General features: G+C 41.8%; 12 protein-coding genes. 9 read left to right on the top strand and 3 right to left on the bottom strand.

The features are described 5' to 3' along the window. Nucleotides 1-16 precede the first annotated feature (16 nt). The 4 genes from F6K57_RS09365 to F6K57_RS09350 all read left to right on the top strand — a co-directional run bounded on the left by F6K57_RS09365 (nucleotide 17) and on the right by F6K57_RS09350 (nucleotide 1275). Nucleotides 17-349, top strand: a complete 333-nt coding sequence (locus tag F6K57_RS09365; protein WP_293066855.1) for a hypothetical protein — start codon at nucleotides 17-19, stop codon at nucleotides 347-349. A gap of 82 nt (nucleotides 350-431) precedes the next feature. Further along, complete coding sequence (locus F6K57_RS09360; protein WP_293066852.1) at nucleotides 432-872, top strand: pentapeptide repeat-containing protein; 441 nt, start codon at nucleotides 432-434, stop codon at nucleotides 870-872. A gap of 144 nt (nucleotides 873-1016) precedes the next feature. Beyond that, nucleotides 1017-1166 carry a hypothetical protein gene (locus F6K57_RS09355; RefSeq protein ID WP_158069522.1) on the top strand — a complete coding sequence of 50 codons (150 nt, stop codon included), beginning with the start codon at nucleotides 1017-1019 and terminating at the stop codon, nucleotides 1164-1166. Next, nucleotides 1120-1275 carry a hypothetical protein gene (locus F6K57_RS09350; protein ID WP_293066849.1) on the top strand — a complete coding sequence of 52 codons (156 nt, stop codon included), beginning with the start codon at nucleotides 1120-1122 and terminating at the stop codon, nucleotides 1273-1275. Before F6K57_RS09355 ends, F6K57_RS09350 begins: the two co-directional genes overlap by 47 nt. A gap of 91 nt (nucleotides 1276-1366) precedes the next feature. Here the strand turns inward: F6K57_RS09350 and F6K57_RS41935 are convergent, their stop codons facing one another. Next, nucleotides 1367-1537 (bottom strand): transposase, encoded by a 171-nt coding sequence (locus tag F6K57_RS41935; protein ID WP_364302064.1) that lies wholly within the window; start codon nucleotides 1535-1537, stop codon nucleotides 1367-1369. 38 nt (nucleotides 1538-1575) lie between these two features. Then, on the bottom strand, nucleotides 1576-2250 hold the full coding sequence (locus F6K57_RS09345) for a transaldolase family protein (protein WP_293066846.1): 675 nt from the start codon (nucleotides 2248-2250) through the stop codon (nucleotides 1576-1578). A gap of 490 nt (nucleotides 2251-2740) precedes the next feature. Between F6K57_RS09345 and F6K57_RS09340 the strand changes: the two genes are divergently transcribed. Both F6K57_RS09340 and F6K57_RS09335 read left to right on the top strand, forming a co-directional pair. Further along, nucleotides 2741-3388: a response regulator transcription factor gene (locus tag F6K57_RS09340; protein ID WP_293066843.1), complete on the top strand. Its 648-nt coding sequence runs from the start codon at nucleotides 2741-2743 to the stop codon at nucleotides 3386-3388. Between the two features lie 3 nt (nucleotides 3389-3391). Next, nucleotides 3392-4051 (top strand): CHASE2 domain-containing protein, encoded by a 660-nt coding sequence (locus tag F6K57_RS09335; protein ID WP_293066840.1) that lies wholly within the window; start codon nucleotides 3392-3394, stop codon nucleotides 4049-4051. Nucleotides 4052-4100: 49 nt separating this feature from the next. Here the strand turns inward: F6K57_RS09335 and F6K57_RS09330 are convergent, their stop codons facing one another. Next, nucleotides 4101-4244 carry a hypothetical protein gene (locus F6K57_RS09330; RefSeq protein WP_293066837.1) on the bottom strand — a complete coding sequence of 48 codons (144 nt, stop codon included), beginning with the start codon at nucleotides 4242-4244 and terminating at the stop codon, nucleotides 4101-4103. Between the two features lie 270 nt (nucleotides 4245-4514). On the opposite strand from F6K57_RS09330, the gene F6K57_RS09325 reads away from it, so the two are divergent. The 3 genes from F6K57_RS09325 to F6K57_RS09315 all read left to right on the top strand — a co-directional run bounded on the left by F6K57_RS09325 (nucleotide 4515) and on the right by F6K57_RS09315 (nucleotide 8659). After that, a complete protein-coding gene (locus tag F6K57_RS09325) occupies nucleotides 4515-5756 on the top strand; it encodes a DUF3747 domain-containing protein (protein ID WP_070393577.1) in 1242 nt (413 codons plus the stop codon). 894 nt (nucleotides 5757-6650) lie between these two features. Beyond that, entirely contained in the window at nucleotides 6651-8261 is a 1611-nt protein-coding gene (locus tag F6K57_RS09320; RefSeq protein WP_293053087.1) for an FG-GAP-like repeat-containing protein, read from the top strand. A 224-nt stretch (nucleotides 8262-8485) separates the two neighbouring features. Next, nucleotides 8486-8659, top strand: a complete 174-nt coding sequence (locus F6K57_RS09315) for a hypothetical protein (protein WP_293066834.1) — start codon at nucleotides 8486-8488, stop codon at nucleotides 8657-8659. Nucleotides 8660-8931: the final 272 nt, after the last annotated feature.

Below are 8931 nucleotides of genomic sequence, written 5' to 3'. Positions count from 1 at the left end.
ATTGGAGTTCTGATGTGTGCTCTTACGTCAGAATTCCGTAACTTATATACTACTTTTTGAAGCATCGCTATTGCCTCTTGCCTATTGCCTATTGCCTATTGCCTATTGCCTATTGCCTATTGCCTATTGCCTATTGCCTATTGCCTATTGCCTCTTGCCTATTGCCTCTTGCCTATTGCCTCTTGCCTATTGCCTATTGCCTATTGCCTCTTGCCTATTGCCTATTGCCTATTGCCTATTGCCTCTTGCCTATTGCCTCTTGCCTATTGCCTCTTGCCTCTTGCCTATTGCCTCTTGCCTTAAAACCATAAGCAATGTCCCTCAAACCTTGCTGAAAATTGCCCTATAGTCCCCTCTTCAAAACTCCTACAAAAATTGATATAGTTACCTTTGTCAGCAACGTTTAATCACAAGGAGGATTAGAGCAATTCATGAAGTACGCTAAGTACTTTCTACACCTGGCAGCCTTTCTACTAGCACTAACTATTCTAGTGTTGCCTCTGCCAGCCCAAGCCCAAAGCGCTGCCACCATTAACGCTAACTTTGAAAACAAGGATCTAAGCGGTCAGGATAAATCCGGTCAAGACTTCAGTTACCTTGTTTTTAGCAATGTCAATTTACAGTCAGCAAACTTGAGCAACGCTAAGTTTATAGGTGCGGATATTACCAAAGTTGATTTCACGAATGCTAATCTACATGGAGCCAATTTTAGCGATGCATTCATTAATGTATGTAACTTCAAGGGAGCAGACTTAACCGATGCAGTCTTTGAATATGCATTCATTTCGAAATCTAAATTTAATGGTGCAGATATTACTGGCGCTGACTTCGAGAAAGCAATTTTGGTTCGAGGAAGCAATTTTGGATTATAACCAAGACCGGAAGCTATGCGAAAGCAAAAATGCTTCTGGTACTAATCCTATAACTCGTGTTGATACTCGCGATTCTTTAGGATGTTATTGAAATTAATCTAAGTATTCAGCTGTCAGCTGTCAGCTGTCAGCCGTCAGTGGTCAGTGGTCAGTGGTCAGCCGTTGGCCTTTGCCTGTTCCCGTAGCGTGGGCGTAGCGCATAAGTTAAAAGTAAGCATTCAGCGTGTCGCGTATCAGCTATCAGCCAATGGCCAAGGCCAAAGGCCACGCTACGCGAATGGCCACGCTACTTGAGGAGCAAACCGTTTTGAATAAAAGAGGTAAGGATTTGTTTAATCTCTGTCTTGATGCAGTCGCTCATGGGGGAAACCCCCAAGACCGCGCTGCATCGCTTTTACGTTAGAGGCTAGAAGCCTGTGCCACAAAGCTGACGGCTGACCACTGACGGCTGAATGCTTACAGTTAAAAGCTGTTCCCGTAGCGTGGGCGTAGCGCTAATCGCTGATAGTTGATAGCTGAATGCTTACCATAAAAATCCTGCTACTAGCTGATTTAAAGGATGAAATCAAGTCAGATAAGTTATTGTTGGAATAAAAATTTACTATCAAGTGAACATGATATGCTTCACCCTTGAATGCCTCTAGCTTCCATTTATGTATTGTCACTCTATCTGCCTGTTTTATTATCCAAAACTCAGGTCACATTAAGTTTCAAAAGCTAATTTATCACCAAAGACTTGTTGCCAATCAGTATTAAATTGTTCAACGGCCAAAGGTATAGCCGGATGTGAAACCATTTGTCCCATTATACCTACAGGCAAAGTAATCGCACCAACCCCTGCTTGTAATACCTCTAAAACTTGACGGGGATTTTTAAAACTAGCAGGTAATAAACAACAACTTAGCTGTTGTTGTTGGACAAGTTGTTGAAGTTGCTCCACAACTGTGACACCATTTCCCCCAAAAACATCAATTCGATTTACATAAGGAGCTAAATAATCTGCACCTGCTAGTGCAGCTAAAAAACCTTGTTGAACTGTATAAATTGCCGTAGCTAATAGAGGTATCTGCTTCTGATGTAACTGTTTTATTGCCACCAGACCTATTTCCGTGGCCGGAATTTTAACCACAATATCATAGGGTAAAGCTGTTATTTTCTCAGCTTCAACGATAATTTCATCTACAGATTGACTAATAACTTGAATGTGGAAACGTGCCTCATTCCCTAGTATAGTATTTACTTCTTTAAGTAGTTGATTAACACCTATGTTGGCTTGAGCCAAAATACTGGGGTTGGTTGTTATTCCTTTAATTGGTAAGCAAGAGTGAAAACGTGCTATTTGTTCAACATCGGCACTGTCTAAATATAGTTCTAACATTATTAATTCCTCTTTACTGAATAAAAATGCTCCGCAGCACAGTTATGTAAGCCTTAGGGTAAACTTGTTGATATTTAACACGAGATGATTCCAAAACTACATATAGCGTTTATTGCATTTATGAGNTCAAGCTTTGTAAAAAACCTACCCTTGTAAGGATAGGGAGATGGTAGACCGGCTTTTGCACAAGGGTCGCGATCTGAAAGTTAAATGCACATTAGCTTAAGGTATCCAGTAAAATTAAAAATTAAAAATTAAAAATTAAAAAGGGTAAATTCACAATGATAAATAACAAATTAAAAATCATCTCAAAAAAAAACACAACAAATATAGCACTACGTATTAAGGTGGGTGTTTGACATTTATAAAAGCAGCAAAAGCTATTATAATCAGCTATTGCCTATTGCCTATTGCCTATTGCCTATTGCCTATTGCCTATTGCCTATTGCCTATTGCCTTGCCCTTAGCGCTATAACCAGTAGACTTAACTATGAAACCAAAAATTATTGTCATTGACGACCATGAATCGGTTCTCGAGGGAACCGTGAGCCAACTGCAAAAGCAATACCCAGAGGCAGAAATTATTACCGCTAAAACAGCCCAAATAGCTCAAGAATATGTAGAGAGGTTATCCCCTGACTTAGTTGTTGCCGATCTTTCCATTCCCAAGCAGCAGGGAGATACTGCCCGAACCGATACGGGAATTCAACTCCTCAAAACATTAATGAAACTATACCCTACCCTAAATATAGTTGTTCAAAGCGCTAATATCAAAGCCTTAATCCGTTTAAAACCTGCTATTAATGAACACGAAGGAGGCTTTACCATCGTAGATAAAAGCCTGCCCCAGAAAGAAATGTTAATTAAAGTTGACTGGTCACTTCAGGGATTGATTTACACCCCCAAAGCGATGCGAAATGGCTTGGAAATCAAATCCGAATGGCTAGACGTTCTAACCTTAGCCTTTGAAGAAGGATTACAGGATAGAACCATTGCTCAGCGGATGCAAATCTCCGAGCGCACGGTGCGTAACTATTGGACTAAAGTTCAAGACGTTTTAGGGGTTTATCCAAAACCCGGTGAAAATATTCGCATTAAAACCGAGAAGCGGGCAAGAGAAGTCGGTCTAATCGATTGAGACATGAAACGTTTTACTGAGGAGGAAATTCAAAGCTGGCGGGTAGGATTGATGCCAGGACTAGTCGTGATCGGACTAGTAATCCTATTTCGCCTCACTGGCGTCCTGCAAAGTCTAGAATGGATTGCTCTGGATAGTTTTCTCCGTTGGCGTCCTGAAGAATCTATTGATAAAAGAATTCTGATTGTTGGTATTAATGAAGAAGACATCCGAGGCATAGGTACCTATCCCATACCCGATCGAGACTTAGCATCACTGCTGAGAAAACTAGCAACCTATAACCCTAGAGCTATTGGTATTGACATCGTCAGAGATTTACCCGTTGAGCCTGGTTACACTGAGTTAGTCGCAGCATTTCAGGCTATCAATACCGTGATTGGCATTGAAAAAGCCTTACCTGACCAATATGGCAAGAGCATTAATCCACCACCCACCTTACCCCCCGAACAAGTTGGCTTTGCCGATGCCATACTTGACGATGACGGACACATCAGGCGCAGTTTACTAGGAACTTCAAATCTCGAAGGAGAGTATAAATTTTCTCTAGCTATACTGCTAGCAAAAGCGTATTTATCTAAAGAAGGAATTTCCCTAACCAATGGCACTGATGACCCAATAGCCATGCAGTTTGGTACTACACTGAATAATCATAAGAATGGATAACACGCGTGCGCGTTCAGCTATCAGCCGTCAGCTGTCAGCCGTCAGCTAATCAACGGTAGGTAGTTGCTAGTGCTGCTTCAGGGACGGACTCACCCTCATTTTCTCGGTAGCCAGTGTTGGGACAATCCGCCTGGGGATGAAACGGGCAAGATGCCCGTTCCACGCCTGATGCCCATTCCACCCACCAGGTCAAACAGTTTTTAGGAGATGCACCCTGCTCCTTTTACTCATCCGACCCCGTGCAGTTAAAGCGCCTAATCGCTGATAGCTGATAGCTGATAGCTGATAGCTTATGTATCCTTAGCTACTTTTGCTCAAATTTCATGAATCAAAAATAAAACTTAAACCATTAGAACCAGAAACATTTAATCTAAAAGTTAATCATTATAGCTTGAAGCAGTTGTCTTAAAATTGACAAATCTTAAAAGCTCAGTACAGATGCTGAAAGAGAGAGGTAAGTAGCATGAAAAATTCTTTAAGACAAAAATTACCACAAAAACTAGCCACCTTCGCCACCGTTGCCCTAGCCACTGCCTTCTCAGCAATCAGTCTTGGCAACCAAACCTCCGCCGCTACCTTCGAGCAAAAACAAGTTGAACAAGGCAAGTTTATTGCTGTAGCTCAACCCTTTGGGGCTAATTCTCATCAACTGCTGATCATAGAGCAAAAATCCAACAAGCGAGCCTGTTGGAGCGAAAGTGGTACTAACCCAGTGATCGTAGACCCACTGCTGTTGAACTTTGACTTTACTGGCATTTGCGGACGCAGTACTGATAGCAATGGCTATTCCATGCGCATGGCTGGTGAAGACTTAGGACTCGATTACATCCTCAGCATTGTTGAGCGTAATGGTGAACTGTTGCTAGTGGGTAAGCACCGTCTTGATCGTAAAGCTCCTGAAGTCATCATCGGCAGAACTGGTGGTATTAGCCAGGGCTTTATGAAAATTTTTCTGCAGCCCGGTTGGGAATTTGCCAAGAGAATGTTCAATGGCAAAGAGCTAGGTCACGTCTACCTTGCTACTAATTCACCCCTAGGTAACACAGGAAGTAGTGATCCATCCGACCTTCCCCCACTTCCGCCACGGGAAACTTCTAAATTTCGGGATATTACTAATGATGTCTATGCCTCAGAAATTGAAAAAGCCGTAGCAATGGGATTTATTGCTGGATTTCAGGACAATACCTTCAGACCTCAAGGGTTTCTAACCAGAGAACAACTCGTGTCTATGGTCATTGAAGGCTTAGGTAAACTGCCAGGTGCTAATATTACTGTCCCCACTCAAGCATCAGGGCGGCCCTATCAGGATGTTGAGGCTGGGCGCTGGAGTGCTGCCAAAATTCAATGGGCGAGGGACAACAACATTGTTAGTGGCTATCCTGATGGCACCTTTCGACCAAATAAGTCCGTAACTCGTGCCGAATTGATGGCAGTACAAAAAAAAGCTGCTGAATTTGCCAAAAGCCTCCAAGGGCAGCCAGGGGTACTCGTTTCTAATGGGTCAGTCACACAATTTTCCGACACCGAAGGTCACTGGGCTGTCGCTCTGATTTCTGAAATGTCTGGCTACTGCCAAGTGGCATCTCCCCTAAACGAAAGGGGTAACGCTTTCTTCCCCAATTCTGAAGCACGCCGGAACTATGCCGCTGCTGCTACTCTGCGTATGCTCAACTGTGTGCAGCAGCCCATTACTCAGAATCAGTAGGACATTAGCCTTTAAGAAGGCAGCAAGAAACGCCTGTTGCTCACAAGATCAAGTAAACAACGTCAGGTATCAGCTAATGCGCTACGGGCATTAGCTGATAGGTGATAGCTGATAGCTTACATCAGCCCATTCTAGCGTTTTTCGCAGTTATGAGGTACATTTTCAGTGACGTTGATTCCCTGTCTTGATGTAGCAAATCGCTATTAAATTTTCCCTGTTACCAGATCCGCTATTCCCTAAAATATCTAAATTGTGTACCTCATAGCTATGATAATTTATAGATATCAATTCCGGTAGCCTGGGATTTAACACAAACTCAATTGAACACTGCCGTAAAGTCTATAGTGTTTTGCTACCTTCCTGAACTCTGCCTCTTGGGCGTTTTCCTTCTCTTGTCACCAACCTATAGAGATCTAAACGAGAGATCTAAACGTGAAGACTATTAAAGAATCCGGAAAAAAAACTGTAAAGATTTAATAAAGTAAGTAATTTTATAGTGACATTTACTCATAATTATGTCATCTATAGTAATGGTTATTTGTGCTTATCAATCACAAGTCATAGAATTACTATAAAAATCTAATTTTAGCTATTGTTCAATCATAAGCAATATAGTTAGTTAAGTGAAAGTGAACAAGATTTCGATTACAAAAAGTTTCAGCTCCAATCTAGGAATTTGTAGTTAGCAATCCGTGTCGTAAGTGTGATAATTTTTGTCCCCATATCTGCTGTTCACTACTCCCTAATCCCTACTCCCTAATCCCTACTCGCTTTGCTATAGACTATAAACTCCAATACTGATTTTCCATAACCCCAAAAACTACTCTGATCTCTTTTATACTGTTCCCTATTCCCTGTTCCCTATTCCCTAAAAAGTAGAGGATAATAGTAATTATGCCAAAATTTGAGGCAGAAGACACAACTAGGCTGAGTCTAGAGAACTACATAGTTTTTGAGAGTGACATTGCTTCCGGTGGCCAAGCTATCGAGATTTCCAAAACCAATACTACTGAACCAGGATTCATTCGTTTAACCTGGACAGAAGCTGACGGTCCTGCTGGTAACTATAATTTTAATATTGCCCATTTTGATGAAGCAGATGGCCGATCTACCCTGACACTTCGTGTCAACAATATCCCAATTAGTAGATATATTTTCAATAAAAACCCAGCAGAACAGGGCAATCCACCCATAGACACACCCAGCTCTAGTAATTATATCGGGTTGACTGGTTCTATATTTGATGGTTTATCCAATCCTAATCCCGTCTTTGAAAACGTAACACTGGCTCCAGGGGATCAGATTGAAATCTCTGCTGTGGCGGATAGTTTGGGGAATCAAACCGATGAACTAGCACGGATCGACGTTATTGAAATAACACCAGCACCGTTAGCTGATCCAGTTATTAATGTTCCTGAACTGACCATTATCCCTACTAATGGCACATTAGCCGAAACTGTGCCAAAAAGTGGTGGTATTACCATCAGCCGCACCGGAGACATTAGTCAAAGCCTAGAGGTAACTTACACGGTCAGTGGCACCGCTAGCCCCTCAGATTACAAGCCCATCCTAACTGGTACCGTTACTATTCCAGAAGGTCAGCAGTCAGTAGATCTCAAGCTTACCCCAATCGCCGATGGTCTAGTAGAAGGGGAAGAAACTGTCATTATTACCCTTGAGAATAGTCCCAACTATCAAGTAGGTCAGACTCCCAGTGCCACTTTCACCATTACCGACAATGACCAATCCACGATCACCGAGAGTGTGACTATTTTCTGGCGTAATCAGGAGACCGGAGTCAATGGTGCTTGGCTGATGGATGGTCTCGACTTAGCTCAAGCCGTGACAATTCCTTCACCAACAGAACCAGCCGACAGTCCCTGGCAGATGCAGGGTGCAGGGGATTTCAACAGTGATCAACAACAGGATATTCTCTGGCGTAATACCTCTACTGGTGAAACTGGCATCTGGTTGATGGCAGGATCGGTGTTTGAGAATTCAGTGTCCATAACCCCAACTCCAGACCTGGACTGGGAAATTCGTGGCACCGAAGATTTTAACAGTGATCAACAACAGGATATTCTCTGGCGCAATACCTCCACTGGGGAAAATAAAGTCTGGTTAATGAATGGCACCACTGTGGCTGAGGAGGTGTTGATTCAATCGGAAGCAGTCACTAGTATTTGGGAAATGAGGGCAGCGGGAGACTTGGATGGAGATGGTGATGGGGATATTATTTGGCGCAATACTCAAGAGCAAACTATTTACTATTGGAGGATGGAAGGGACTCAGTACATTGAATCAGTGTTGATCTCCTCACCAATCAGTAGTGGTCAGGAGGTAATCCATGGCACCCTCGACATCGATGATAATGGTTTCGATGATATCCTCTGGCGCAATCTCGACGATGGACAAAATAGTGTCTGGCTGATGAATGCCAATGGGTTCGATCGCCTGGAGAAGCTTGATCCACTAACCGATACCAGTTGGCAAAGTTATGTGTGAAATACGTAATTTAAAATACAAAATTTCAATTACCTAATTTAAAATTACCTAAGTATTTAGCCAAGGACAATCAGCTAACGCCCTAAGGGAGTTAGCTGATTGCTTATATATAGAAACCTTATATAGCGTTTGTATTTGATATGTAAACGTAGGAGGTATTTTTTTTTATAAAATAAAACTACGTATCTCTTTCCCCTCCTGGGAGCAGTAGGGGTGGGTTACTCTTGCTAGCATGCCTATTCCCTTTTGCCTATTCCCTTTTGCCTATTGCCTATTGCCTATTGCCTATTGCCTATTCCCTTTTGCCTTTTGCGTTTTGCCTTTTGCGTTTTGCCTATTGCCTATTGCCTATTGCCTATTGCCTTTTAGGGAAAGAAGTTTGTTTACAACCCAGATAGAAATGCTATATAGCTATCAATTATAAAAATTTAGTGTAATATTTATAAATTAATCATTTTTGTTCATAACTTATTCAAGACTGAATTCGAAATCCTATCACTGTAAGCGCTATCAATCCAAATCCTATAATTAGTAGGAGGCGTTATTAAATAATCATCAAAGTAGAGTTCTTGTATAAGTAATGCTTATAATAAAATCTATGGTTGGTTAACCTAAGGGATTAGTTTTCGATGAAAGATAAACTCAATATTTTTATATTAGTTATTTTCTG

The organism is Moorena sp. SIO4A5, from assembly GCF_010672005.1.
Classification (GTDB): Bacteria; Cyanobacteriota; Cyanobacteriia; order Cyanobacteriales; family Coleofasciculaceae; genus Moorena.
This window is presented reverse-complemented; position numbering and strand designations above follow the sequence as displayed.